Origin of the sequence: Tardiphaga sp. 172_B4_N1_3 (assembly GCF_052076035.1) — a bacterium.
GTDB lineage: Bacteria > Pseudomonadota > Alphaproteobacteria > Rhizobiales > Xanthobacteraceae > Tardiphaga > Tardiphaga robiniae.
In genome coordinates this window covers 3655561-3679937 of record NZ_CP197238.1, presented here as the reverse complement: position 1 = coordinate 3679937, position 24377 = coordinate 3655561, and the positions used below count along the sequence as shown (strand labels likewise).

Below are 24377 nucleotides of genomic sequence, written 5' to 3'. Positions count from 1 at the left end.
GCGGGACCAACGCGCGTGACGAATATCTGGGAAATCGGAACCGACATCGGTGGCACCTTCACCGATATCATCGCCATCCGGCGCGACACGTCAGAGACGCGGATCGCCAAGGTGCCGTCGCGCCCCCACGCGCCGGTGCAGGCGATGCTCGAAGCCATCGAGGCTGTTGGTCTGCGCAAGAGCGACGTGAAGCGCTTCATACACGGGACCACCCGGATCACCAATGCGATCGTCGAGGAGCGTTTGCCCAGGATCGCGCTGATCGCGACGAAGGGATTCGAGGACGTTCTTGAGATCGCGCGCTATCGTCGCCGTGATCTCTATCGCCTGGATATCGCGCCAAAGGCCAAGGCGCTGGTGCCGCGGGAACTGTGTTTCGCTCTGGACGAGCGCCTCGATCATGAAGGTCAGATACTGAAGCCGCTGGCAGAGGCTGAGATCGAACGCTTGATCGCCTGGCTGAAGGAGACCGGCGTGGAAAGCGTCGCCGTCTCGCTGCTGCATGCCTATGCCAATCCCGTCCATGAACAGATGTTGGCCGAGCGGTTGAAGGATATCGTCCCGCATGTCTCGCTGTCGCATGAGATCAATCCCGAAGCGCGCGAATATGAGCGCACGTCATCGACGGCGTTCAATGCGGCGGCGATGCCGATTGCGGTGGAATATCTGAGCGAGCTTGAAGGGCGTCTGCCCATCGGTCCGGGCCTGCAGGTGTTTCACTCCGCCGGTGCGATGATCCCGATCTCGGCCGTCAAGCGCCGTCCACTGGTGATGGCGATGTCCGGTCCGGCCGCCGGCGTTGCGGCCTCGGTCAGCATTGCGCGCCAGCTCGAGAAATCCCGCGTGCTCACTTTCGATATGGGCGGCACGACGACCGACGTCTGTCTGATTGTCGATGGCCAGGCAGAGATGGCCGACGGCAAGATGCTTGGCAATCGCCCGCTGCGTCAGCCGATGCTCGCGGTGCATTCCATTGGCGCCGGCGGTGGCTCCATCGTGCGCGCGGGCGCAGGCGGTCTGACCGTCGGGCCGGAAAGTGCCGGCTCCGAACCGGGCCCAGCCTGCTATGGCCGTGGCGGCACCAAGCCGACCATCACCGATGCCAATGCGCTGCTCGGCTATCTCAACCCCGAAACCAAGCTCGGCGACCGCATCGGCATCGATGTCGACGCTGCAGCCCGCGTGATCGAGCCGATCGCGCAGGGCCTCGGGCTCAGCCTTACCGAGACCGCGCTCGGCATCATCCGCGTCGCGAATGCCACCATGGCGCGGGCACTGCGCCGCGTGACAGTGGAGCGCGGCATCGATGGTCGCGACTGCACGCTGCTGGCGTTTGGCGGCGGCGGCCCGATGCATGCGGCGGGTCTCGCCGAACTCTACGGGATCACCGAGATCGTGGTGCCTGCTGCCTCCAGCGCCTTCTCCGCGCTGGGATGTCTGACTGCGGATTTCAGCTTCCTGCAGCAGCAGACGTTGCGCGTGGCGCTGGACGGCATCGATCTGGCCAAGGTCACGCAGCGCATCGAAGCGCTGGTCGAGCAGACCCTCGTGCCTTTGCTCGCGAATGCGATCCCGCACGACTCCATCCAGATCGAACTGGTCGCGCTGATGCGCTATGCCGCACAGGCCGATGCGATCCCCGTGCCTTTCACGATGCCGCTCGATGCTGAAAAATTGCGGCAGGACTTTCTCGTCAAGCATCGCGAGTTGTTCGGCTACGCGACCAACGAAAGCTGCGTGATCGAATCCGTCCGTGCGCAGGCGCGGCAACCCTCGACCACCGAAGTCAGCCGTCCAAAGACGGCGCTGCGCACCATGGCGACTCCCAGGCGCCGCTGTTCGTTCGATGGCGCACTGGATGTGATGACCGATGTGATCGATCGCAGCGCGATGACCGACACCATTATTGGCCCTGCGATCATCGAAGACGCTTGGTCCACCGTGGTGCTGCCACCGCAATGGCAGGCGAAACCGGATGCCAATGGCAACCTCTATCTCGCGAAGGTGATGTCATGAAGCTCGACCCGTTCGCCGTCGAGGTGATCCGCCATGGCCTGTCGGCCGCAGCGGAAGAGATGAGCCTGGTGATGACGCGTTCGGCACGCTCACCGCTATTGCGCGAGGCCGGCGATCTGTCCTCGGCGATCACCGACGCGCACGGCGAACTGGTCGGGCAGGGCCGTGACATCCCCGTGCATCTCGGCGCCATGGCCTATACGATCCGCGAATTACTGAAAGTCGTGCCGGCTGCGACGCTGAGCGAAGGCGATGTGCTGATCTACAATCTAGGCGCGCTCGGCGGCAATCACCTCAATGACGTCAAGGTGGTGCGCCCGGTATTCTTCGAGGGTGACATCGTTGCCTTCGCCGTCAGCCTCGCGCATTGGCCGGATATCGGCGGCACCTGGCCTGGCAGCTATCTCGCCAAGGCCATCGACACCTTTCAGGAAGCACTACGGATTCCGCCGATCAAGATCGCCACGGCAGCGGGTGTCAGCGATGCCATCGTTCAGTTCCTCAAGGTCAATGTCCGAGATCCGGAATCCTGCGAGGGCGATCTGCTCGGCCAGATCGCCTGCACGCTGGCCGGCGAAAAGCGCATCGTCGAATTGTGCAAGCAGCACGGCAAGGCAATGTTCGTGGCGGCGCTGTCGCGGCTGCACGATCTCTCCGAAGCCGAGATGCGCGAAGCCATTCTCGGGCTACCTGACGGCGTCTATGAAGGCGAGGATTTTCTCGATGACGGCGGCCCGGGCGACGAGCCGGCGCGTATCCATGTCAAGATCACCATCAAGGGCGACGAAGCGACGTTCGATCTGTCCGGCAGCTGCGACCGGGTCTCGAATTTCTGCAATACGACGTCCTTCATTGCGAAATCCGCGGTGGCCTATAGCGCGCGCATCATGAGCGGGCGCGATATGCAGCAGAATGGCGGCGCGTTGCGTCCGCTCACCATCATCACCCGGCCGGGCTCGATCTTCGAACCCGGTCTCACCGCACCGGTGGCGGCAGGCAATCACGAGACTTCGCTGCGTATCGTCGATGCGATCTTCCTGGCCATGCAGGACGTGATTCCGGAGCGGCTGTCGTCGGGCGGCGCCACCACGTCCGGTATGCTCTCTTTCGCCGAGCCGCGGCAGGATGGCTCCTGGAAGATGCTGTACGAGGTCCATGCCGGCGGCGAGGGCGCGCGGCATAACCGCGCCGGCTGCGCTGCGACCCGCGTGCACCTGACGAACACCTCCAACACGCCGGCCGAGGCCATCGAGGCCAACTACAATATTCGCGTCGAGCAGCAGGCGATCCGCTGGGGCTCCGGCGGAGCAGGCGCATATCCGGGCGGTGATGGTGTCGTGCGCAGCTACCGCATCCTTGCCCCGAGCATGCATCTGACCAGTTGTGTCGAGCGCAAGCTTATTCCCCCGTTCGGCCTGAAGGGCGGCGCACCCGGCAAGACCGCACGCCTCACGCTCACGCGCGGCGGCGAAGAGATCGATGTCGAGGGCAAGTCGAACCTCGTGCTGCAACGGGATGATATCATCACCATCGAGATGTGCGGCGGCGGCGGCTATGGCCGCGCATGATGCACCTCCGCAAGGACAAAAAGGATAATCGATGAGCAGACTTTTGCGGACGGGCCTCAATGCCGGCGATAGCGCACCCCTGACGGTGGTTGGCGGCGAAGGTGTGTATTTCCATCTGCAGGATGGGCGTCGCCTGATCGACGGCAGCAACACCGGCGGCGGGCTCGGTCATCGCCACCCGAAAATGGTGGAAGCCATTCGTGCAGCCGCGGATACGCCGGTCGTCAACGAAGGCTGGACCTGGATCGGCCGCGAGAAAGCCGCCGATGATCTGATCAGCACCGCCTTCGCGGGCGAGGAGGACTGGGTCGGCGGCGTGCGCTTCTGCATCAGCGGCAGCGAGGCTAACGACATGGCGCTATCGTTGTGCCAAGCCCTGTCGCAGAAGACGGCATTGGCGACGCGCGAGCGTGCCTATCACGGCCTCGTCGGTCTCTCGCGCAGCATGACTGTGCAGCCGCACTGGCATGGCGGCCTCGCGGTGCAGGCCGGCGGTTCGCGTCTGCCGGCCCCGATGGCGCCGGTGAAGATCCTGCCTGCACCTGACGGGGCGATCTATGGCGCGCCGCTCAGCAACCAGCCGGTCAAGGACGTGCTCGCCGATGCTGGCGCTGTTCTGGCGGATACGGCGGCGACCATCATCGACTACACGCAGGGCGGCAACTATTACGACGGCGACTATCAGGACGAAGTCGCTGATCACGCCGCCAAGGCGAATTCGATCTGGATCGCCGACGAAGTCGTCACCGGCGCCGGACGCTCCGGTCGCTGGTTCGCGTTCCAGGGCGCGCAGAGTCGTCCGGATATCGTGACCATGGGCAAGTCGCTCGGCGGTGGTGCTGCGGCGGTCGCGGCCGTGATCGTCTCCAAGAAGATCGTCGAGCAGCTCACGGGATCGAGCTGGCAGAACTACGGCACGCTCCGTGGCCATCCGATCAGCATGGCCGCCATCAGCGCCTATCTGAATGTGGTGACCGAGGAGGATATCCTCGCGCGGGTGCGCACGATGGAAGCATTCTTCACCAAGCGTCTGCTCGAAATTGCGCGTAACCATCCGAGCGTCAGCCGCGTTGCAGGGCAGGGCCTGCACTGGACCGTCGAACTGCACGGGCCCGACTGGCGCTCATGGGCTGCCGACACCATGGAGAATCCGATCGCCTCGCGTGTCGCTGCGCGGGCGATGGAAGCCGGCGCCGTGATCGGCACCAGCGGCGAGCAGACCTCGCTGTTCCTGGCGCCGCCGCTGATCATCAGCGAGCAGGATGCCGAGCGGCTGCTCGCAGCGCTCGACCATGGACTCAAACTTGCCGATGAGGAACACGAGCGTTCCGGCGGCCTCAACTGACACACGACAACAGAGACGTGAAGATGCAAGACGAACAGGACATCCGCGCCGTCATCGCCGGCTATTTCGAAGCGCTGTATCACGGCGATGTCGCCGGCTTCCGTCGGGTGTTGCACCCGCAGGTGCGGCTATCCTCGGCAACCGATGGCACGCTCGTCAATCTCGATCTCGAAACCTATATGGGCATGGTTGCCGCGCGCGGCCGTCATCGGCGTCGCGGGGCGACCCGCGCGAGGACGAGATCGTGAGCGTGTCCGTGGCATCGCCGACTACGGCCCATGCCCGCGTCAAGGACATGTATCTGCCGAAGCGCTTCGTCAACGAACTCTCCTTCATCAAGATCGATGGCCGCTGGCAGATCATCGCCAAGGTCTGGCACTTCTTCGCCTGATTAATTGCTGAAATGTACCTGTCAGGAGGCTTGCCGTGAGTGACGTCTCTCCGTTCTGGCCACCCGGCGAGCCGCACACGCTGCCTTTGCCCGAGGGCGTCCTCTACGATGCGCTGGTGCGGGCGGCGACGGCGCGGCCGGATCATCCGGCCACGCTGTTCTACGGCGGAGTGCTCACCTACGCGGAATTGTTACGGCAGGTCGATGCGCTCGCCGGCTATCTGCAGAACATCTGCGGGGTGAAGCGCGGTGATCGCGTGATGGTAGCGCTGCAGAATTCGCCGCAATATGTGATCGCGTATTACGCCGTCATGCGGGCCGACGCCGTGGTTGTGCCGATCAACCCGATGAACAAGACCGCCGAACTCGACTATATCGCGTCCGACAGCGGCGCCACGGTGGCGATCGTCGGCAGCGATCTCGTCGATGTTTTTGCACCGCTTCTTGGCAACGCCATCAACAGCATCATCGTCGCGCACTATCACGACTATGTACCCGAGACATCGCCTTACACGCTGCCTGCTTGCGTGACGCAAAACGGATCGTGCCCCACGGCGCCGGGTTGGCGCGCCTGGGATTATGTGATCGCTCGCAACGAGACGCCGTCGCCGATGACCGCGACGCCAGCCGATCTCTGCCTGTTCCCTTACACATCCGGCACGACGGGCAAGCCGAAGGCCTGCATGCATCTGCACTCGAGCGTGCTGTTCACGGCAGTGCTGCAGGCGCGCTGGTACCGGCTCGGTGGCGACGACGTGCTGACTGGCGCGCAGCCGTTCTTTCATGTGGCGGGCATGCAGGGCTCGATGAATGCGGCGATCTCGGTCGGCGCGACGCTGATGCTGATGGCGCGCTGGGATAAGGACCTGATCCCTGATCTGTTCGAGGCCCATGGCGTTACCTTCTGGAACGCGGCGCCGACCATGATCGTCGACGTGCTCTCCAGCCCGACATTTCGTGAAGCGTGTTTTGCGAAGCTCAAGGTCATCACCGGCGGCGGCGCGGCAATGCCGGTGGCGGTGGCCGAACGGTTGAAGACCCGCTTTAGCCTCGAATTCGTCGAGGGCTACGGCATGACCGAGACCATGTCGCCGACCCACATCAATCCGATGGAAGCGCCGAGGCGGCAGTGCCTCGGCATCCCGGTGCATCAGACGGATGCGCGGATCATCGATCCAGACACGCTGACCGAGCTCGGCAGTGACGCAATCGGCGAGATCGTGGTCAACGGCCCGCAGGTGCTGCAAAACTACTGGAACAAGCCTGAAGCGAACGAGACCGCATTCGTCACGCTGGGCGGCAAGCGCTTCCTGCGCACCGGCGATCTCGGCTATCGCGATCGTGACGGCTATTTCTTCGCGGTCGACCGGCTGAAGCGGATGATCAATGTCAGTGGCTTCAAGGTGTGGCCGGCGGAAGTCGAGTCCATCATGTATGGCCATCCCGCCATCAAGGAGTGCTGCATCATCTCGACGCCGGACAGCTATCGCGGAGAGTCGGTGAAGGCGCTGGTGGTGCTGCATGATGCGGCCAAATCGTCGACAACGGCAGACGAGATCATCGGCTGGGCGCGCGGCGCCATGGCCAATTACAAGACGCCACGCTCGGTGGTGCTGGTCGACAGCCTGCCGCGCTCGGAAAGCAACAAGATCAGCTGGCGGTCGCTGCAGGAAGCGGAGTGGACATGACGACAGCAACCTCGCCAGCGGCCGAGCTTGGTCCCGAAGGACAGTTCTGGACCCATCTGCGCGCGGGCAGACTGATGATCCAGCGTTCGCGCTCGACCGGCGAATATGTGTTCTATCCGCGCCTGATCGCGCCCCGCAGCGGCGCAGACGATCTCGAATTCGTCGAAGTTAGTGGCTTCGGCACGGTCTATTCGACCACCATCATGCGGCGGCCCGCGAAGCACGGCGGCGACTACAATGCCTGCGTCGTCGAGCTCGACGAGGGCGTCCGCATGCTTAGCCGCGTCATTGAGTGCGCGCCGGATGAGGTTCATATCGGTATGCGCCTGCAGGCCGTGATCGCGCCGGTGGATTTCGGCACCTATGCCAATAGCGAGCAGCCCATCGTGCTGTTTCGTCCCGTGGGAGCCGCGCCATGACCGCATCCTCGTTGCGTGGCAAGAGCGCCATCGTCGGTATCGGCACCTACGGCCTCGGCCGTGCGCCGGGGATGTCGGCGATGGATCTGATGGCGGGCGCCACTGCACGCGCGGTCGCCGATGCGGGTCTGCAGTTGAAAGACATCGATGGCATCTGCGGTGGCACGCTGTATCACATGTTCCCGACGCTCTCGATGGGTGAGTATCTCGGCATCCGCCCGAAATGGGCTTGCTCCGACATGACCGGCGGCTCGTCCTTCCTGTCGCATCTCCTGCAGGCGACCATGGCCATCGAGGCAGGGCTCTGCGCCACGGTGCTGATCGCCTATGGCTCCAACCTCAAAGGGGCCGGCACCTTCGGCATCCACGAACTGCCGACCTTCGAGAAAGTCTACGGCCTGATGTCACCGCTGCCCGGCTACGCGATGTGCGCCGCGCGGCACATGTATGAATACGGCACCACGCGCGCGCAGATGGCGGAAGTTGCCGTGGCCGCGCGGCAATGGGCGCAGCTGCATCCCTATGCGACGATGAAGGCACCGCTGACCATCGACGACGTGCTGGCATCGCCACTGGTGGCCGATCCGCTCTCGCGGCTGGATTGCTGTCTGATGAGCGATGGTGGTGCGGCGGTCATCGTCACCAGTCCCGATCGTGCGAAAGCGCTGAAGCACAAGCCGGTCTATTTCCTCGGCGGCGCCGGGGCGAGCTGGAGCCGCGAGGTCTCGCAGATCCCGGATTTCTGTACGACGCCGACGGCCGAATGCGCGCCGCGCGCGTTCGAGATGGCGGGCATCACCACGGCTGATGTCGATGTATTGCAGCTCTACGACGCCTTCACCATCAATGTCATCATGTTCCTGGAAGACATGAGGTTCTGCAAGAAAGGCGAGGGCGGCGCGTTTGTCTCCGGTGGTCGGATCGCGCCGGGCGGTGCTCTGCCGGTCAATACCAATGGTGGTGGATTGTCGTTTGCGCATCCAGGCATGTATGGGCTGTTCACGCTGATCGAAGCGACGGAGCAATTACGCGGCAATGCCGGCGCACGACAGATCGCGGATGCCGAGATCGCGATCGCTCATGGCAATGGTTGCACCTTCTCGCATGAATTTACGGCCGTGCTTGGCGGCGCCAACACGCTGTAATGACAGATCTGTTGATGTTCACACTTTGTGGATAATGGGTGATCTGGCCCGCTAGTGTCTGCAGACTGCGAATCTGCAGCGTGACCGCGGACTGTCTCAGATGCAGTTTTTTGGCCGCAGCCGTGACCGAGCGATCGCGGTGAACGGCGGTCAGCGCGCAACTGGCGACGGATCAATTCCCGCGGAAACCGGCTCACCAGCCTCGCAACCTCTATAAGGAAAACTTTGCTCCGGCCAAAGATAAGAATATTTTACTAATTCTACAAACTGGGATGTTGTTGGTGCGCGGACGGCCGAACGGCACGACGCTTTGAAAATGGCCCCGCAGAGGGCAGCGATGAGGGAACGGCTATGGATGAACGCGTGACATTGCGTTCGCATCTCGATCGCGCGGGGGCGAAGACGCCAAACCGGCTTGCGATCGCCGCCGTGATCGAGGGAATCGCCGCCGCATCCATCGAACTTGCCGACCTTATTGCCGACGGCCCGCTGGCCGGCATTACCGGTCGTCTCAGCGGCGTGAATTCCGACGGCGATGCGCAGAAGGACATCGATCTTGTCGCGGACAGGATAATGCGCCGCGCGCTGCTCGTGACCCCCGTCGCCGCGATTCTGTCGGAAGAGGCAGAATTGCCCGAAATCCTCGATGTCGCCGCGCCGCTCTGTGTCGCGATCGATCCGCTGGATGGCTCCGCCAATCTTGAGAACAACATCTCGGTCGGCACCATCTTCTCGATCCGTCCGCGCGGTAACGATGTGGTTTCCACCTTCTTCGAGCCCGGCACAGCCCAATGCGCCGCGGGCTTCGTGGTCTACGGTCCCCAGACCACGTTGGTGCTGGCGCACAACGGGCGCGTCGATATCTTTATTCTCGACCGCCGCGCACGTGAATTCCTGCTTGTCGCACAAGGCGTCAGGATTGCGCCCAATACGCCGGAATTCGCCATCAACGCGTCGAACCGGCGGCACTGGCACGGTCCGGTGCGGACCTATATCGACGAATGCCTGGCCGGCATTGGTGGCGACGGCGGTGCCGATTTCAACATGCGCTGGATCGGCTCGCTGGTCGCCGAGTCACTTCGCATTCTCGTCCGCGGCGGCGTGTTCCTTTATCCGGCCGACGCGCGCCCCGGATACCGCGAAGGGCGCCTACGCCTTTTATACGAAGCGCACCCGATGGCGTTGGTCATGGAGTGGGCCGGAGGCTCCGCAACCACCGGCCGTCGCCGCATCCTCGAAGTTTCGGCGCGAACACCGCACCAGCGCGTGCCGCTGATCATGGGCTCGATGCGCGGCGTTCGCGACGTTGCCGCCATTCACGAAGGCATCGAACCGATGTTCGACAATAGCGACGCACCGCTGTTTGCGCGGCGCGGCCTGTTTCGCTGAGCCGGGGGCAGAGCAAAATGTCGCGCAGCTATCCCATTATATCGATCACTGGTTCGTCGGGCGCTGGCACCACCTCGGTGAAAAAGACGTTCGAGAACATTTTCCGTCGCGAGAAAGTCGCCGCCGCCTATATCGAGGGCGATGCGTTTCATCGCTACAACCGCGTCGAGATGCGCACGAAGATGCTGGAGGAAGGCGAGAAGGGCAACAAGCATTTCAGCCACTTCAGCCCGGAAACCAACCTGTTCGAGGAGCTGGAGAAAGTCTTCCGCGACTACGGCGAATCCGGCACCGGCACCGCCCGTCATTACGTGCACGACGAGGACGAAGCCAAATTATACGGGGCGGCACCGGGGACCTTTACCGAATGGGGCCCGCTGCCGGAAAAGTCCGACCTGCTATTTTACGAAGGTCTGCATGGCGCTGTGGTGACCGACAAGGTCAATATCGCCCAGCATGCTGACCTCAAGGTCGGCGTCGTTCCCGTCATCAATCTGGAGTGGATCCAGAAGCTGCATCGCGACCGCAAGGATCGCGGTTACACGCAGGAAGCCGTCACCGACACCATCCTGCGGCGGATGCCGGACTATGTGAACTACATCTGCCCGCAATTTGCCGAGACCGACATCAACTTCCAGCGTGTGCCGACGGTCGATACCTCGAACCCCTTCATCGCGCGGTGGATCCCGACGCCGGATGAATCGATGGTGGTGATCCGGTTGAAGAATCCGCGCGGCATCGATTTCCCCTATCTGCTGTCGATGATCCCCAACAGCTTCATGTCGCGCGCTAACTCGATCGTGATTCACGGCTCGAAACTGGATCTGGCGATGCAGCTCATTCTCACCCCGCTGATCCTGCAATTGATGGAACGCAAAAGGCGCACGGCATGAATATTCAGAGTCCCGCTCCCCAGATGGATCACGCGACCGTTCCGCACGCGGATATGGCGAATGCGATTCGCTTTCTCGCGATCGACGCGGTGGAAAAGGCGAAGTCGGGCCATCCCGGCATGCCGATGGGTATGGCCGATGCGGCGACAGTGCTGTTCTCACGCTTCCTCAAATTCGATGCCGCCGATCCGTCCTGGCCAGACCGCGACCGCTTCATCTTGTCCGCCGGCCACGGCTCGATGCTGCTCTATGCGCTGCTGCATCTGACCGGATCGGCGGAGATGACGCTCGATCAGTTACAGTCGTTCCGGCAATGGGGCTCGAAGACACCGGGCCATCCCGAATACGGCCACACCGCGGGCGTCGAGACGACCACCGGCCCGCTTGGCCAGGGTTTAGCCACGGCGGTCGGCATGGCCTTGGCCGAACGCCTGATGAATGCGCGCTTCGGCGACGGTCTCGTCGATCACTACACTTACGTGATCGCCGGCGACGGCTGCTTTATGGAGGGCCTCAGCCACGAGGCGATCTCGCTGGCGGGACATCTGCGGCTCAATCGTCTGATCGTGCTGTTCGACGATAACCAGATATCGATCGACGGCGCGACCTCGCTGTCGTGTTCGGACGATCAGCTTGCGCGCTTCGCTGCATCGGGATGGTCGGCCTGCCGTGTCAACGGCCATGATGCCGAGGCCGTGGCCGCGGCCATTGCACGGGCGCGCGACAACGACTGCCCATCGCTGATCGCGTGCCGCACGGTGATCGGCTTCGGCGCGCCAAATCGACAAGGCAGTGAGAAGGCGCATGGCGCGCCGCTGGGCGCGGACGAGATCGCGAAGACGCGCGACGTGCTGCACTGGCCGCACGCCCCGTTCCACGTTCCCGATGTGGTGGCGCGACAATGGCGCGCGGTCGGGGCGCGCGGACAGACGGCGCATGCGGAATGGGCGGGGCGCGTTGCGCGTCTCGACGGCGCGGTGAGGGATTACTTTCAGGCCGCGCTGAAGGGCCAGCTTTCCAGTGGGTACGAGAATGCGCTGGCCAAGATTCGCGCCCACTTCTCGCAGGAGCGGCCGAAGATCGCCACCCGGCAGGCCTCGCAACTCGTCATCGATGTCATTGCCGGTGTCCTGCCGAATCTGCTCGGCGGATCGGCTGACCTCACCCATTCGAACCTCACGCGCGCCAGGATGCAGGCGCCAATCCAGCACGATGCCTTCGACGGCAGCTACGTCCATTACGGCGTGCGCGAGCACGCCATGGCGGCAGCAATGAACGGCGTCGCTTTGCATGGGGGTCTCATTCCCTATGGCGGCACCTTCCTGTGCTTTGCCGACTACAGTCGCGCCGCGATCCGGCTGGCCGCGTTGATGGGCATCCGCGTCATTCACGTGATGACACACGACTCGATCGGGCTTGGCGAGGACGGCCCGACCCATCAGCCGGTCGAGCACCTGGCTTCCCTGCGCGCGATTCCAAATCTGCTGGTGTTCCGTCCCGGCGACGCCGTCGAGACCGCCGAGGCCTGGGATTGCGCGTTGCGGACGCCCCATGCGCCGTCGGTGCTTTGCCTGTCGCGTCAGGCGCTGCCTGTGTTCCGCGATGGCATCGATTCCACTAACCGGGTCGCGCGCGGTGCCTATGTCGTCATCGAGCCGGAAGGTGGCCGCGACGTCACGCTGATCGCGACCGGCTCCGAAGTGTCGATTGCGATTGTTGCGGCAAAGCTGCTTGCCGATGACGGCATTCGCGCGGCGGTGGTATCGGCGCCGTGTTTCGATTTGTTCCGGCAACAGTCCGGCGACTATCGGGCCGGAATTCTCGGCAGCGCTCCGCGCGTCGGTGTCGAGGCGGCGATCGAAGGCGATTGGGCGCGCTGGCTTGGCGATGGCGGTGAGTTCATCGGCATGACCGGATTCGGGGCCTCGGCGCCTGCGGATGATCTGTATCGCGAATTCGGTATCACCGCCGCGGCGGTCGCAACGGCGGCGATGCGCTGCATTGCCCGCTCGCGCATCGCTGCCGCCGAATGAGTTGTTCGGGACAAGACAACGAAATGGAGGACCTATGGCACGCATTACACTGAGGCAACTGCTCGATCACGCCGCCGAACATGGCTACGGCGTGCCGGCCTTCAACATCAACAACATGGAGCAGGGTCTGGCGATCATGGAGGCCGCCGCCGAGGTCGACGCGCCGGTCATCATCCAGGCCTCGCGCGGCGCACGCTCCTACGCCAACGACATCATGCTGGCGAGGATGATCGATGCGCTGGAGGAGATGCATCCGCAGATCCCGCTATGCCTGCATCAGGACCACGGCAACGAAGAGTCCACCTGCGCCACCGCGCTACAGCACGGCTTTACCTCGGTCATGATGGACGGCTCGCTGAAGGCCGACGCCAAGACCGCTGCTGACTACGATTACAATGTCGACATCACGCGTCGCGTGGTCGATATCGCGCACTGGATCGGCGCCTCCGTCGAAGGCGAACTCGGTATACTCGGTTCATTGGAGCATGGCGGCGGCGAGCAGGAGGACGGCCACGGCGTCGAGGGCAAGGTCAGTCATGACCAGTTGCTCACCGATCCGGATCAAGCCGTCGATTTCGTCCGTGCCACCAAGGTAGATGCGCTGGCGATCGCGATGGGAACTTCGCACGGCGCCTACAAGTTCTCGCGCAAGCCGGACGGCGATATTCTCGCCATGACGGTCGTCGAAGAAATTCACCGCCGGCTGCCGAATACGCATCTGGTGATGCACGGCTCGTCATCGGTGCCGCAGCCGCTGCAGGACATCTTCAATCAATTCGGCGGCGAGATGCCGCAGACCTGGGGCGTACCGGTCGAGGAAATTGTGCGCGGCATCAAGCACGGCGTCCGCAAGGTCAATATCGACACCGACTGCCGCCTCGCAATGACCTCCGCCTTCCGGAAGGTCGCCGCGCAAACCAGAAGCGAATTCGATCCGCGAAAATTCCTGAAACCAGCGATGGACGCGATGCGCGACCTCTGCCGCGAACGCTTCGAACAATTCGGCACCGCGGGCCACGCCGCGAAGATCAAGGTGATTCCGCTGGCCGAAATGGCGAAGCGTTATCGCAGTGGCGCGCTCGACCCGAAGATCGGCAACATCGCGCAAGCTGCTGAGTGAACAGACCTTATTCCATCCGGTGACGCCGGATCCAAACGAGGAGGCCACCATGAATGAACATGCTTCGATCACGATCCGCGGCAAGGATCGCTACAAGTCCGGCGTCATGGAATACAAGAAGATGGGCTATTGGGAGCCCGATTATGTACCCAAGGACACCGACATCATCGCATTGTTCCGGGTGACGCCGCAGGATGGCGTCGATCCGATCGAGGCTTCGGCAGCAGTGGCCGGCGAATCCTCGACCGCGACCTGGACCGTGGTGTGGACCGACCGCCTCACGGCTGCGGAAAAATACCGCGCCAAGTGTTTTCGGGTCGATCCGGTGCCGAATTCGCCCGGCCAGTACTTTGCCTATATCGCCTACGATCTTGACTTGTTCGAGAACGGCTCGATCGCCAACCTATCGGCCTCGATCATTGGCAATGTGTTCGGCTTCAAGCCGCTGAAGGCTCTGCGATTGGAAGACATGCGGCTTCCAGTCGCTTATGTGAAGACGTTCCAGGGCCCGGCCACCGGCATCGTGGTTGAGCGAGAGCGTATGGACAAGTTCGGTCGCCCACTGCTTGGCGCGACTGTGAAGCCGAAGTTGGGTCTGTCCGGTCGTAACTACGGCCGCGTCGTCTATGAGGCGCTGAAGGGCGGGCTCGACTTCACCAAGGACGATGAGAACATCAACTCGCAGCCCTTCATGCATTGGCGCGAGCGTTTTCTCTATTGCATGGAGGCGGTCAACAAGGCGCAGGCAGCGTCCGGCGAGATCAAGGGCACCTATCTCAACGTCACCGCCGGCACCATGGAGGACATGTACGAACGCGCCGAATTCGCCAAGCAGCTCGGCTCCGTCATCATCATGATCGACCTCGTGATCGGCTACACTGCGATTCAGTCGATGGCGAAATGGGCGCGCAAGAACGACATGATCCTGCATCTGCACCGCGCGGGGCATTCGACCTATACGCGGCAGCGCAATCATGGCGTCTCGTTCCGCGTCATTGCCAAATGGATGCGGCTCGCCGGCGTCGATCATATCCATGCCGGGACAGTCGTCGGCAAGCTTGAAGGCGATCCGGCGACGACGCGCGGCTATTACGACATCTGCCGCGAAGACTACAATCCGATGCGGCTCGAACACGGCGTGTTCTTCGAGCAGAACTGGGCCAGCCTCAACAAGATGATGCCGGTCGCATCGGGCGGCATCCATGCCGGCCAGATGCATCAGTTGCTCGATCACCTTGGCGAAGACGTTATCCTGCAGTTCGGTGGCGGCACCATCGGCCATCCGATGGGTATCCAGGCCGGCGCCACCGCCAACCGTGTCGCGTTGGAAGCTATGATCCTCGCTCGCAACGAAGGTCGCGACTACCTGCATGAAGGCGAGGAGATTCTTGCCAAGGCGGCGATGACCTGCACGCCGCTGAAGGCCGCGCTGGAGACGTGGAAGAACGTCACCTTCAACTACGAATCCACTGACATGCCTGACTACGCCCCCACCGCCAGCGTCTCGCTGTAAGGAGCACGATCATGCGCATTACCCAGGGCTGCTTCTCGTTCCTGCCCGATCTCACTGATGAACAGATTTCAAAACAGGTGCAGTATTGCCTCGCCAATGGCTGGGCCGTGAACATCGAATTCACCGACGATCCGCATCCCCGCAACAATTTCTGGGAAATGTGGGGCCTGCCGATGTTCGATCTGCGCGACGCCGCTGGCGTGCTGATGGAACTGACCGAATGTCGCAAGGTGTATGGCGATCGCTACATCCGGCTGTCGGCGTTCGACTCGAGCCATGGCTGGGAATCGGTGCGGCTCTCCTTCATCGTCAACCGTCCGAAGGAAGAGCCAGGCTTCCGGCTCGAGCGGCATGAGGTGGAAGGCCGCAATATCCGCTATACGACCAAATCCTATGCCGTCGATCGACCCGAGGGCCAGCGCTACGGTGGGTCGTGAGCACGCTGACGGCGGTCGATAGCGCCGGCGACGCGTCGCCCACGACGCAGGTCGATCTGCGCCGTGAGTTCGACGAGGTCGGCATCGGCGAGGTGCTCGATCAGCTCGATCGTGAGTTGATCGGGCTGAAGCCGGTGAAAACGCGGATTCGCGAGATCGCTTCGCTGCTGCTGATCGAGCGCATCCGCAAGCGCATGGACCTGGCGTCGGGGAACCCGACGCTGCACATGTCGTTCACCGGTAATCCCGGCACCGGCAAGACGACGGTGGCGCTGCGCATCGCCAGCATCCTGCATAAGCTGGGTTTCGTGCGGCGAGGGCAGGTGGTGTCGGTGACGCGCGATGAACTGGTCGGGCAATATATCGGCCATACCGCGCCGAAGACGAAGGAGATCCTGAAGAAGGCGATGGGCGGCGTGTTGTTCATCGACGAGGCCTATTACCTGCATCGGCCCGATAACGAGCGCGATTACGGCCAGGAGGCGATCGAGATCCTGCTGCAAGTGATGGAATCGCAGCGCGAAGATCTGGTGGTGATTCTCGCCGGCTACGGCGACCGCATGGACAAGTTCTTCGGCAGCAATCCCGGCTTCCGCTCGCGCATCGCCCACCACATTGATTTCCCCGACTATGCCGACGACGAATTGCTCGCCATTTCCGAATTGATGCTCGGCGATATGAACTACAAATTCAGCGCCGATGCGCGTGCGGCGTTCGTCCGCTACATCGCGCTGCGCAAGACCCAGCCGCTGTTCTCCAACGCCCGTTCGATCCGCAACGCGCTCGACCGCATGCGGCTGCGTCAGGCCAACCGGCTTGTCGCCGATCTCGACCGCGTGCTGAGCGTCGACGACATCATGTCACTGGAGGCTTCAGATGTGCTCGCGAGCCGAGTGTTCTCGAACGGTTCTGGTGGGTAATGGTACCCGACCGAACATGCTGCGAATTGGTCGAGGTCTATTTTGGGTGACCTGCGGTCTCGCTGGCAGCGCGGTCCTAGCCGGAGATCTTCGGGAATTGGACAGTTACTGGGGCCGGTTTTGCCACCTAGGGACCGTCTCGCTTGAAAGAAAAACCCTCAAATGCGGGCCTCTCTCCACAGATTGAGCCAAACAAGCCGTCCACTGGCTCATTTGTTCAGCGAGGCTATCGGTACTTCCAGAGTGTAGATGAAGCCTGATGGTGGATAAGCCAAACGCACAGTGCCGTTTAGTTGCCGTCCGAGCGATTCCATCATGCGTGTGCCAAAGCTGCGGCGGACGGGCGGATTGACCAGCGCGCCGCCGCTTTCGATCCAGCTCAAGGTCAGTTGCTGCGACGCCTGGTCGATCGTCCAGTCGACCTTAACAATGCCACTCGGGTCCGAAAGCGCTCCGAACTTGGTGGCGTTGGTGCAAAGTTCGTTGAGCGTCATCGCCAGGGCGATAACTGCGCCCGACCCCATATCTACTTCGGGTCCCGAGACAGCGAAGCGGCCAACTCCCTTGTTGTCATAGGGCTCGGTGGCATTACGGATTGTCATCTCGAGTCCTGCACTCGCCCAACTAACTTGCATCAAGAGGTCATGAGCTCGACCGAGCGCAAGAAGCCGCCCCTCGATGGCTTGCTGCGCATGCTGGACGCTGGTGGCGGTCCGAAGGCTTTGTGAAGCGATCGCACTTACAGTTGCGAGGGTATTCTTGATGCGATGGTGCAATTCGCCGAGCACAAGCTTTTGCAGCTTGTCGGCCGCTTCCCGCTCCTTGGCGTCTATGCCGGCCTGCGCGAGCAACAGCTTGGCATCTATTCCAGCCTGTTCCAGCAATAGTCGTAAGCTGTCGTTCTCGGCCGTCAGTGTCTCTTCCGCGACAGACTGGCTTGGCCGCGTCGGATTGACGGTCAAACCTGCCTGGCCAGAGACGACCTCAAGGGTGCCTGCACCGATCATGTCCTGCAGTTCGGCGATCATTTCCTTGCTGTCGATGGGCTTACCAAAGAAGCGGCTGTTTTCCGGTTTCTCGTCGCTTGAGGGGGTTATCTGGCCGGATACCAGGATGATCTTGATCTGTGGCCAGCGTTCATGGACCGCATGAGCAAGCTTCAATCCATCCATACTACCGGGCATTTGGATGTCCGAAAACAAGAGCGAAATGTCGGATCGCGCCTCAAGCACGCTGATGGCTTGATCGGCATTCGTCGCTTCGACGGCCGTAAATCCTGCATCCTCAACGATGTCGACCGCTCGCATACGCAGCACCATCTCGTCTTCGACGACAAGCACGTTGGTCTTATCTCGAGATGATGACACCTAAGCTGCTCCCATCAAGGCGGGAGCACACACGGCCCTCAGTCACCGAGCGCCTATCGTACCGAGGTGATGTGAAGGAACCTAGCGATTTTTACATCCGAAGTCGACATAATCCTGGGATTGCCTATCACGCGTCATGCAAGGGAACATTCTGCTGGTCGATGATGCGTGTCGCGAGGAGGTCAAAAATGCGCTGCCAGCACCCTCCTGAAAAGGCGGTGGCCCCCGACGAAATTCGCCCTGAGGCGGCGGAATCGCTCCCCGTCGATCTGGACTATGCGCTTCATCAGCAGATTAGGCGAGCTCAGTTGGTCTTGAGGTTGTAGAGCTTGCGTAATCTTTCTTGCGTGCCGTCAATCGCGCGGACTGTATTGAGCTCTGCAGTGAGCCTCAATTGCACGTCGGCTGCGCGGTGAAGTGAGAGAATGCCCCAGTTCGTCTCAAAGCGAGGGTCTGCGATCTCGTCAATGATCACGGCCGTGACATCTTCGCACCCGTAGCAGCTGCGGATTTGCAGCAACGCCGCATGTTCGAGGTCGTGTCTGGAAAGCAGCGACTTCGCCATAGTGGGTATTCCCTTGCGTCATCGTTCGAGCCAACCCTGAAGATCAGATCAGGCCTTTAGTTTCGCAGAAACGGCAAGTATGGCGGGCGACTCTTAAATCATCACCAGCTTGATCTCACCGTCGTTGGCTGCAACCAGTTCCATCTGCTCGCGCGCCAGTTTTTCGATCAGCGGCCTGTTGGCGTGGAAGTACCTTTTGGCCTGATCTTTGGTTGGAAACTTGGTCGTCAGGGTACACGCAATTCGGCGGTTGCCGTGTCTTATGTCGAACGCCACGCGCTGAAAGTCATCAGGCGCCTGAACCTGTGTCGAAATAGCAATCATGTTTGGATCCATAAAGCTCGGAGAAAACCCGAACTCCAGGAATATTACGACGTCTATGTGTTCAATGTATGTGGATGAGGGTGGCAAGTCACGTGAAGGCGATCTTGCTCTCGCTGCGGCTCTCCGTCGGTTACCCCAGGATAGATTGGTATAGAGCCAGGTAGCGATCTGCCATTCTATCGACGGTAAAGTGTTCCGAAACGGCCGCCCGGCAGGCGCGTCTATCCAGTTCGCCAATGCGCTCAACGGCTTGTACGGCTTCGAGGGCACTATTGACCAGGAAACCTGTCACGCCATCCATGATCAATTCAGGCATCGATCCGCGGTTGCGCGCGATCACGGGTGTTCCGCAGGCAAGCGCCTCAACAACTGATAACCCGAATGGTTCGTCGAAATTGATCAGGTGAAGCAATGCCCGTGCCGATCCCAGAACGCGTGTCCGCTCCAGACCTCCGACCGAACCGAGATAAGTCGCGGACCTTCCCAGTGCTGGCACCACATGACGTCGATGATAGTCCGCATCCTGAACGATACCGGCCATGATGAGGTGGCGGCCAACCGCTTCGGCAGTTGCTATCGCTTCCGCAGCCCCTTTATCGGGATGAATGCGACCGAAGAATAGAAGATCGTCGCTGCCAAGCGGATCGAAGGGAAACTCGTCGATCGGAATGCCGTGATGGATCGTTGCCGCATAGCGAAGGTCGGGATGGCGATTGGCATCGCTGATTGCGACATAATGGACACGATCCTCATACTCCTTGAAAACCGGAACAATACGGGCTGATGAAAAGCCGTGAATGGTTGTGACGACTGGCGTGTCCACAAGGCGAGAGAAGCCCAGCGGTACAAAATCTGCCTGATTGTGGATGATGTCGAATTCACCGGCCCGCTCGAAGACATTTGCAACATGCAGGAGTTCCCACGTCTTGGCGTCGAGCGACGAGTCTTCAGAGTATGGTGCCGGGACGACACCGGCGAGATTTCCCGACGTCAAACTGTCCTTGGTGGCAAACAGTGTGACGTCAACTCCCCGCAAGAGCAGTGCCTCCGTCAGCAAGCTCGTCACGAGTTCCCACGGGCCGTAGTGTCGGGGAGGAGTTCGCCAGGATATAGGCGCTAACATCGCGACGCGCATCGTGTTTAGCCTCGCCGGATGGATGGCGGATAATCAGCTACGTCAATCCGGGCACGGCGGATATATGGCCGACGGATTGGTGGAGGCCCGCTGTAAATTGGATTGACGCGACGACTCAGGAGCGCATGGTGAATGTCATCGATGCTGGTTCGATGGTGTCATCATCACTGCAGAATGAGAGGCGCTCCGCCCGTCATCTGTCAAGAGCAAGCGCCCCGATCGCTGCAGAACGGCGCGCGGCGCCTTCGATAAACAGGCGGGAAGCGACCTTTTGTAAATGCTGTTTCGAAAGTGAGGCTCGATATGGTGGCTATGTATCGCCAACCAAACCTGGAAGTCACAGTCACTCCACATCCCCCTGCTTTTCTGGGAATGGCAGGTGCAGGACGATGGTGATCTGTTCAACAGTGGCTTCAGCAGCACGCGATGGAAGGCTCGGTATGATGGAAACGCAGCGCTTTTCGAGGTCCTGGCAGCCGGATTTTACTCTGAGCCTCTGTTTGACTGATTATTAAAAGTGCCGCAACGCGGTCTTGCCCGCAAGGCAATCCGATCTTGCTGGGCTAGCGCGGTTCTTCAATAGGCGCCCAGTGCGTGGGATCAATCCGGGTGACGTTGACGCATCCTGCTTCAGCAAGGGTAATAATCCAGTCGCCGTCGTTCCACCATGCGCGGCAAGCGGTTCGCATTTTTTCCGCCTCGGATTCCATGGCATGATCCGAATTGTCATCGTATCCGCCAGCCAGGAATATTGGCGTTCCGTCTTGTGGTGCGGTGTCTATAGGTAGCCAATTCAACGGTTCATGTCCTTGCAGTGGTGGAAGAAATAAAGCTGATGTTGTCCGACGCGATGACTACGTGCCGCGCACGCGTCTCATGTTGATTTTGCGACAATGTGGGGCGGACGTCGGTGTTTGAAGGCTGAGATGCAGAGAATTCCTTTTTCGGCTTCGTCGGCAAGAAGCATAAGTAGCCGGTACACCTCGGGACTGCTTTGGGCGGTTGCCAAACGTCTGTACCGAGCAGCACGCGCGCCGTTCATGGAAAGGCCGTCGTTAGATGCTGCGTGTTTGCCAGCCTGATGGAGGTCATGTGGTCGTCCGAATGACTGGTTGCGAAGCGATAATGGCATCGAGTGCTGCTCTACCGAGTTGCCGCGCTTCATCTTCGTAAAGCGGTGATGGCATGTCGCCCATCGTATCCCAGGTCTTTCTGATTGCCTTCGCAGCAACCTCGACCGCAGCATCATATTCGGACTGCTCGTTACATCTGGCGTGCTGCGGCGTGTGTTGAAGGTCATTCACGGCACTGAATTCCAGCTCTGACATTGAGAAACCCTCTCAAGTTGAGATCGTGCAAGATCTGCTTCCGTTCAATCGAGGATTTGGCGTCAAGCAGATTGTCGCGCGTTCCGGCTGGAGTGGTCTAGTCTCGGCGAATAACGACGGCACCAATAACAAGAAGAGCTAAAAAGACCGGCAGTAGTATTGCGGGCACAAGGCAATCCCGGAATCGATCTTCCGACACTCTGACATGATCGCCCCCTTGTTGAGGCGGGAGCGGGGCTCTCGGTCATCGCTAAAAGCCGAAGTCCTCACGGTGATGCTTGAATCTTACGCTTCCGGTCGGAAATTACGAATGGAAGATATTATTTTGGAAGCACGAATTGTGTCGCTGCCAAAGTGCCGATCGCGAGTTAGTAGCTGGATTACTGGATAGGTCTTCACACTTCCGGTGTTTGTAGCCGATGCTTCTTCGCATCGGCGATTAGTTGCAGTTGTCCGGCTTTTCGCATGGCAAGCGTTCGCTCATCTCCGTGAGGGAGTTGAGCAGCTATCGCAAGCGCGATCATCGCGGCGTGCTCAGCTTCGAGGTGAGAAGCTTTCACTGTCCGGACCTGTGTTGTTGCGATTCCAAAGTACATTCGGAGGTAGGCATGGCAGTCCCGAGACATTGGGCGGGAGCGCGACCGAACTCTCTGTCACCGGTGAATGCCTAAGGACGGCCGATGATGCGGTGCAGTAGATTCCCTTTATGTTCGCGAGTCGACCTAATTCGAAGGTTCTGATTTGTCGCCGGAATCGCTGAGGTCAATCCACTGGACTGCCCGTGCCTTGGGTGGCTGGCTCAGGAGAATAGGGGGCGCCTACGGATACATGCGGCTGCGGTATGGCGGGGTTGAAGAAAGCCGGATGTCGTCGTGCGGGTCTGCGTCCGGCTCTAGGCGGAGCGGCGCAGACGATATTTTCTGTCGACGACAGGTGGCGTTGCAACGAGCTTTACAGTCCACTTTGCTGCCGATGCATCCATCACGACGGATCTCACCGATCCCGTGACTGTTTGACCGTTCAGCTGAAGTGCGCGCGGCAGCCCGTGATATTGAGCCAGACGAGCGCGCCTGGCCTCGACGAGGTCCGTGATTTCGATGACCTGCATCTGCGACTCCAGAGTTGGCGCGGTACGCTCGACAAGACCCGCGCTACAGGACGGGTAGCATCGTATGGTTAATGAAATGCGTCAGATCGTCTTCAGCAATTCCGATGCTGAAGGCAAGTCAGCGGGCGGGATTGCCATCCAGATTTTGGGACCCCGTATGAGCGCCCGCGGCCCTTCATTGTCGCAAATGAGCCACTCGGTTTCGTCCCAGATGACGAGGCATGGAAATGTCTGAGGCAGCTTGTCCTTGTTTCCGCGTATCCATGTTCCACCCGCAACGATGATCCTTTCATCGTCCTTCGGTGCGGTGCTGATTGGTTGCCACCCGTCGCCCATTTGATCGCCCCTTTGTCTGCGCCTCAGTGCGACTCAAACGCGAGGCCGCAACGTCCAGTTAAAGCGTGCAGACCTTGGCTGCCACATGAAACTTGCTCCTGATTGGCATGCAGCTAGGCGATTACGGAAGGGCTGTGCATCAAGTCGCATAGTGTCGCGACGAATTTGATTGACCGTCACGGGCATAGGCGCATGGTTCCACCATGGCCTTCAATTTCACCTCCGACGTCAAATCCAAGCAAAAAGATTGCTGGCTAATTCTGAACTTCAGCGGAGAGGAGATTTCCCTGTCGTTCGACGATGCAATCGAGCTTAAGATCCAAATCAATCACGTCCTGGAAACGGGAACTCCCAACGAACGGAAGATCGTGAGCGAAGCTGACAGCTGGTCGGCGCTGTGTGTGCCAAATGCGGGCGGTTTCGGGGTTGCCTTTGTCCTGTCGGCGACGTCGACGATAAAACTATGGCTGGATGCCAGGCAGGCCGAGCGCTTTTCTGCAGAGCTTCAGACGTTTATCGATCTGGTTGGGAGTCGGAGTTGAAGGGCTTCTGGCATGGCTATGTCGAACTGGTATTGGCCGGCGTGACGTACGAAGCCAGTTACGACATCCTGGATGGCATGGTTCAATTGACCATTGGCCAGTTGATCGTGGTCGCAGAACCGCTGCCGGGTGCGACGTATGAGGAAAGTGCGCTCTACGCTTTGGAACAGTTCGCGACCGGAAAAATCGTCGCGCGGGGCTAGAGCCGCTCCCCGGGTGCTGGGTCAGCTCGCTGCCACTTCGCCTGCTTTTGTCGTCTCATAGGCAATGTCTGTCTTGTTCATGATGAGGGGCGATAGCCACCCGAGATCGACAAGGCGCTGGTATTTGCTGCGATCGATATTGCCAGCCGTATATTTTGCGCCGCCGTGCAGGACGATCTCACGGATCAGTTCCAGGTCTTCATGTGTCATGATTGCTCCATCTGGCATGATCGCCGATGCGCGTCGGAGCGCCCCGGAAGGGGATTGGACATTTTGATTGAATTTTCTGGTTCTCGATCACCGCGAACGCGGTAGCGCTATCGAGCGCATGGATCATGCGTCGGGTGCCCGTGACCTCAGATGCTGCAGCTATGCTGGCGATGCGCTCTGTTCGACTATTTCTTTCGGGGCTTTTCCGCCTCGGGGTGCATCAGGCCCTTCATGGTCGGGGCTGCTGCGATCGTCTTGGCCTTGTCCTTCTTGGGCTTCTTTACTTCGCGATTGTTCCGTTGTTCGCCTTTGGCCATGGTTTGGTCCTCCGCCCGCACTGGGCTTTAGTGACATTAGCACGTCGGTTGGGTTTCCCGGAGAT

At 60.7% G+C, this 24377-nt stretch carries 27 protein-coding genes; 17 read left to right on the top strand and 10 right to left on the bottom strand.

Annotation, left to right across the window (positions count from 1 at the left end):
* The first annotated feature begins 15 nt into the window (after window positions 1–15).
* Genes AB7783_RS17490 through AB7783_RS17455 form a run of 8 tightly spaced genes read left to right on the top strand, consistent with a single transcriptional unit; the run spans window position 16 to window position 8572 of the window.
* Window positions 16–2016 carry a hydantoinase/oxoprolinase family protein gene (locus AB7783_RS17490; protein WP_441278307.1) on the top strand — a complete coding sequence of 667 codons (2001 nt, stop codon included), beginning with the start codon at window positions 16–18 and terminating at the stop codon, window positions 2014–2016.
* Entirely contained in the window at window positions 2013–3584 is a 1572-nt protein-coding gene (locus tag AB7783_RS17485; RefSeq protein ID WP_441278306.1) for a hydantoinase B/oxoprolinase family protein, read from the top strand. Before AB7783_RS17490 ends, AB7783_RS17485 begins: the two co-directional genes overlap by 4 nt.
* A 31-nt stretch (window positions 3585–3615) precedes the next feature.
* Complete coding sequence (locus tag AB7783_RS17480) at window positions 3616–4929, top strand: aminotransferase class III-fold pyridoxal phosphate-dependent enzyme (protein ID WP_441278305.1); 1314 nt, start codon at window positions 3616–3618, stop codon at window positions 4927–4929.
* A gap of 23 nt (window positions 4930–4952) precedes the next feature.
* Window positions 4953–5177: a nuclear transport factor 2 family protein gene (locus AB7783_RS17475; protein WP_441279718.1), complete on the top strand. Its 225-nt coding sequence runs from the start codon at window positions 4953–4955 to the stop codon at window positions 5175–5177.
* Window positions 5174–5320 carry a nuclear transport factor 2 family protein gene (locus tag AB7783_RS17470; protein ID WP_441278304.1) on the top strand — a complete coding sequence of 49 codons (147 nt, stop codon included), beginning with the start codon at window positions 5174–5176 and terminating at the stop codon, window positions 5318–5320. Before AB7783_RS17475 ends, AB7783_RS17470 begins: the two co-directional genes overlap by 4 nt.
* Window positions 5321–5355: 35 nt before the next feature.
* Window positions 5356–7008, top strand: coding sequence for a long-chain-fatty-acid--CoA ligase (locus tag AB7783_RS17465; protein WP_441278303.1), 1653 nt, complete (start codon window positions 5356–5358; stop codon window positions 7006–7008).
* Window positions 7005–7427 (top strand): Zn-ribbon domain-containing OB-fold protein, encoded by a 423-nt coding sequence (locus AB7783_RS17460; RefSeq protein WP_441278302.1) that lies wholly within the window; start codon window positions 7005–7007, stop codon window positions 7425–7427. Before AB7783_RS17465 ends, AB7783_RS17460 begins: the two co-directional genes overlap by 4 nt.
* Window positions 7424–8572 (top strand): acetyl-CoA acetyltransferase, encoded by a 1149-nt coding sequence (locus AB7783_RS17455; RefSeq protein ID WP_441278301.1) that lies wholly within the window; start codon window positions 7424–7426, stop codon window positions 8570–8572. Before AB7783_RS17460 ends, AB7783_RS17455 begins: the two co-directional genes overlap by 4 nt.
* Here AB7783_RS17455 and AB7783_RS17450 read toward each other — a convergent pair.
* Window positions 8538–8726: a helix-turn-helix domain-containing protein gene (locus AB7783_RS17450; protein WP_441279717.1), complete on the bottom strand. Its 189-nt coding sequence runs from the start codon at window positions 8724–8726 to the stop codon at window positions 8538–8540. The genes AB7783_RS17455 and AB7783_RS17450 overlap by 35 nt on opposite strands.
* Window positions 8727–8923: 197 nt before the next feature.
* Here AB7783_RS17450 and AB7783_RS17445 point away from each other — a divergent pair, with 197 nt between their 5' ends.
* The 7 genes from AB7783_RS17445 to cbbX are packed head-to-tail and all read left to right on the top strand — an operon-like array spanning window position 8924 to window position 16877.
* Window positions 8924–9961 (top strand): class 1 fructose-bisphosphatase, encoded by a 1038-nt coding sequence (locus AB7783_RS17445; RefSeq protein ID WP_175366322.1) that lies wholly within the window; start codon window positions 8924–8926, stop codon window positions 9959–9961.
* Window positions 9962–9978: 17 nt separating this feature from the next.
* The gene (locus tag AB7783_RS17440; RefSeq protein ID WP_231079418.1) at window positions 9979–10854 is read left to right on the top strand and encodes a phosphoribulokinase; all 876 of its coding nucleotides are present in this window, start codon (window positions 9979–9981) and stop codon (window positions 10852–10854) included.
* Window positions 10851–12887 carry a transketolase gene (gene tkt, locus AB7783_RS17435; RefSeq protein ID WP_441278300.1) on the top strand — a complete coding sequence of 679 codons (2037 nt, stop codon included), beginning with the start codon at window positions 10851–10853 and terminating at the stop codon, window positions 12885–12887. The genes AB7783_RS17440 and tkt overlap by 4 nt, the downstream gene beginning before the upstream one ends.
* A 34-nt stretch (window positions 12888–12921) precedes the next feature.
* Window positions 12922–14007 (top strand): class II fructose-bisphosphate aldolase, encoded by a 1086-nt coding sequence (gene fba, locus AB7783_RS17430; RefSeq protein WP_441278299.1) that lies wholly within the window; start codon window positions 12922–12924, stop codon window positions 14005–14007.
* Window positions 14008–14056: 49 nt separating this feature from the next.
* Entirely contained in the window at window positions 14057–15520 is a 1464-nt protein-coding gene (locus AB7783_RS17425; protein WP_089266271.1) for a form I ribulose bisphosphate carboxylase large subunit, read from the top strand.
* Between the two features lie 11 nt (window positions 15521–15531).
* Window positions 15532–15957, top strand: coding sequence for a ribulose bisphosphate carboxylase small subunit (locus AB7783_RS17420; protein WP_068729086.1), 426 nt, complete (start codon window positions 15532–15534; stop codon window positions 15955–15957).
* A 5-nt stretch (window positions 15958–15962) separates the two neighbouring features.
* Window positions 15963–16877 carry a CbbX protein gene (cbbX, locus tag AB7783_RS17415; protein WP_441279716.1) on the top strand — a complete coding sequence of 305 codons (915 nt, stop codon included), beginning with the start codon at window positions 15963–15965 and terminating at the stop codon, window positions 16875–16877.
* 209 nt (window positions 16878–17086) lie between these two features.
* Here the strand turns inward: cbbX and AB7783_RS17410 are convergent, their stop codons facing one another.
* From AB7783_RS17410 to AB7783_RS17380, 7 genes are all read right to left on the bottom strand, one after another.
* Window positions 17087–18217, bottom strand: a complete 1131-nt coding sequence (locus AB7783_RS17410) for a sensor histidine kinase (RefSeq protein WP_309943611.1) — start codon at window positions 18215–18217, stop codon at window positions 17087–17089.
* 331 nt (window positions 18218–18548) lie between these two features.
* A complete protein-coding gene (locus AB7783_RS17405; protein WP_089266051.1) occupies window positions 18549–18809 on the bottom strand; it encodes a hypothetical protein in 261 nt (86 codons plus the stop codon).
* Between the two features lie 93 nt (window positions 18810–18902).
* Window positions 18903–19133: a hypothetical protein gene (locus tag AB7783_RS17400; protein ID WP_089266274.1), complete on the bottom strand. Its 231-nt coding sequence runs from the start codon at window positions 19131–19133 to the stop codon at window positions 18903–18905.
* Between the two features lie 130 nt (window positions 19134–19263).
* On the bottom strand, window positions 19264–20199 hold the full coding sequence (locus tag AB7783_RS17395) for a glycosyltransferase family 4 protein (protein WP_441278298.1): 936 nt from the start codon (window positions 20197–20199) through the stop codon (window positions 19264–19266).
* Between the two features lie 632 nt (window positions 20200–20831).
* Window positions 20832–20978: a hypothetical protein gene (locus tag AB7783_RS17390; protein WP_158596715.1), complete on the bottom strand. Its 147-nt coding sequence runs from the start codon at window positions 20976–20978 to the stop codon at window positions 20832–20834.
* 378 nt (window positions 20979–21356) lie between these two features.
* Complete coding sequence (locus tag AB7783_RS17385; protein WP_093756916.1) at window positions 21357–21596, bottom strand: hypothetical protein; 240 nt, start codon at window positions 21594–21596, stop codon at window positions 21357–21359.
* 892 nt (window positions 21597–22488) lie between these two features.
* Window positions 22489–22704: a hypothetical protein gene (locus tag AB7783_RS17380; RefSeq protein ID WP_147421564.1), complete on the bottom strand. Its 216-nt coding sequence runs from the start codon at window positions 22702–22704 to the stop codon at window positions 22489–22491.
* Between the two features lie 539 nt (window positions 22705–23243).
* On the opposite strand from AB7783_RS17380, the gene AB7783_RS17375 reads away from it, so the two are divergent.
* Complete coding sequence (locus AB7783_RS17375; RefSeq protein ID WP_068734854.1) at window positions 23244–23582, top strand: hypothetical protein; 339 nt, start codon at window positions 23244–23246, stop codon at window positions 23580–23582.
* Window positions 23579–23785 carry a hypothetical protein gene (locus AB7783_RS17370; protein ID WP_089266057.1) on the top strand — a complete coding sequence of 69 codons (207 nt, stop codon included), beginning with the start codon at window positions 23579–23581 and terminating at the stop codon, window positions 23783–23785. Before AB7783_RS17375 ends, AB7783_RS17370 begins: the two co-directional genes overlap by 4 nt.
* A gap of 21 nt (window positions 23786–23806) precedes the next feature.
* On the opposite strand, the gene AB7783_RS17365 is transcribed toward AB7783_RS17370, so the two are convergent.
* Both AB7783_RS17365 and AB7783_RS17360 read right to left on the bottom strand, forming a co-directional pair.
* A complete protein-coding gene (locus AB7783_RS17365; RefSeq protein WP_093756915.1) occupies window positions 23807–23995 on the bottom strand; it encodes a hypothetical protein in 189 nt (62 codons plus the stop codon).
* 185 nt (window positions 23996–24180) lie between these two features.
* A complete protein-coding gene (locus tag AB7783_RS17360) occupies window positions 24181–24312 on the bottom strand; it encodes a hypothetical protein (protein WP_256461247.1) in 132 nt (43 codons plus the stop codon).
* Window positions 24313–24377 lie beyond the last annotated feature (65 nt).

What these genes read in the sequence shown, in the direction of transcription:
- AB7783_RS17380 (WP_147421564.1), bottom strand. Translation starts at nt 22,704, where the DNA reads ATGCAGGTCATCGAAATCACGGACCTCGTCGAGGCCAGGCGCGCTCGT.
- AB7783_RS17360 (WP_256461247.1), bottom strand. Translation starts at nt 24,312, where the DNA reads ATGGCCAAAGGCGAACAACGGAACAATCGCGAAGTAAAGAAGCCCAAG.
- AB7783_RS17420 (WP_068729086.1), top strand. Translation starts at nt 15,532, where the DNA reads ATGCGCATTACCCAGGGCTGCTTCTCGTTCCTGCCCGATCTCACTGAT.
- AB7783_RS17445 (WP_175366322.1), top strand. Translation starts at nt 8,924, where the DNA reads ATGGATGAACGCGTGACATTGCGTTCGCATCTCGATCGCGCGGGGGCG.
- AB7783_RS17400 (WP_089266274.1), bottom strand. Translation starts at nt 19,133, where the DNA reads ATGATTGCTATTTCGACACAGGTTCAGGCGCCTGATGACTTTCAGCGC.
- AB7783_RS17455 (WP_441278301.1), top strand. Translation starts at nt 7,424, where the DNA reads ATGACCGCATCCTCGTTGCGTGGCAAGAGCGCCATCGTCGGTATCGGC.
- AB7783_RS17405 (WP_089266051.1), bottom strand. Translation starts at nt 18,809, where the DNA reads ATGGCGAAGTCGCTGCTTTCCAGACACGACCTCGAACATGCGGCGTTG.
- AB7783_RS17485 (WP_441278306.1), top strand. Translation starts at nt 2,013, where the DNA reads ATGAAGCTCGACCCGTTCGCCGTCGAGGTGATCCGCCATGGCCTGTCG.
- AB7783_RS17425 (WP_089266271.1), top strand. Translation starts at nt 14,057, where the DNA reads ATGAATGAACATGCTTCGATCACGATCCGCGGCAAGGATCGCTACAAG.
- AB7783_RS17365 (WP_093756915.1), bottom strand. Translation starts at nt 23,995, where the DNA reads ATGACACATGAAGACCTGGAACTGATCCGTGAGATCGTCCTGCACGGC.
- AB7783_RS17460 (WP_441278302.1), top strand. Translation starts at nt 7,005, where the DNA reads ATGACGACAGCAACCTCGCCAGCGGCCGAGCTTGGTCCCGAAGGACAG.
- AB7783_RS17390 (WP_158596715.1), bottom strand. Translation starts at nt 20,978, where the DNA reads ATGGAATCCGAGGCGGAAAAAATGCGAACCGCTTGCCGCGCATGGTGG.
- AB7783_RS17480 (WP_441278305.1), top strand. Translation starts at nt 3,616, where the DNA reads ATGAGCAGACTTTTGCGGACGGGCCTCAATGCCGGCGATAGCGCACCC.
- tkt (WP_441278300.1), top strand. Translation starts at nt 10,851, where the DNA reads ATGAATATTCAGAGTCCCGCTCCCCAGATGGATCACGCGACCGTTCCG.
- AB7783_RS17385 (WP_093756916.1), bottom strand. Translation starts at nt 21,596, where the DNA reads ATGTCAGAGCTGGAATTCAGTGCCGTGAATGACCTTCAACACACGCCG.
- AB7783_RS17475 (WP_441279718.1), top strand. Translation starts at nt 4,953, where the DNA reads ATGCAAGACGAACAGGACATCCGCGCCGTCATCGCCGGCTATTTCGAA.
- fba (WP_441278299.1), top strand. Translation starts at nt 12,922, where the DNA reads ATGGCACGCATTACACTGAGGCAACTGCTCGATCACGCCGCCGAACAT.
- AB7783_RS17440 (WP_231079418.1), top strand. Translation starts at nt 9,979, where the DNA reads ATGTCGCGCAGCTATCCCATTATATCGATCACTGGTTCGTCGGGCGCT.
- AB7783_RS17375 (WP_068734854.1), top strand. Translation starts at nt 23,244, where the DNA reads ATGGCCTTCAATTTCACCTCCGACGTCAAATCCAAGCAAAAAGATTGC.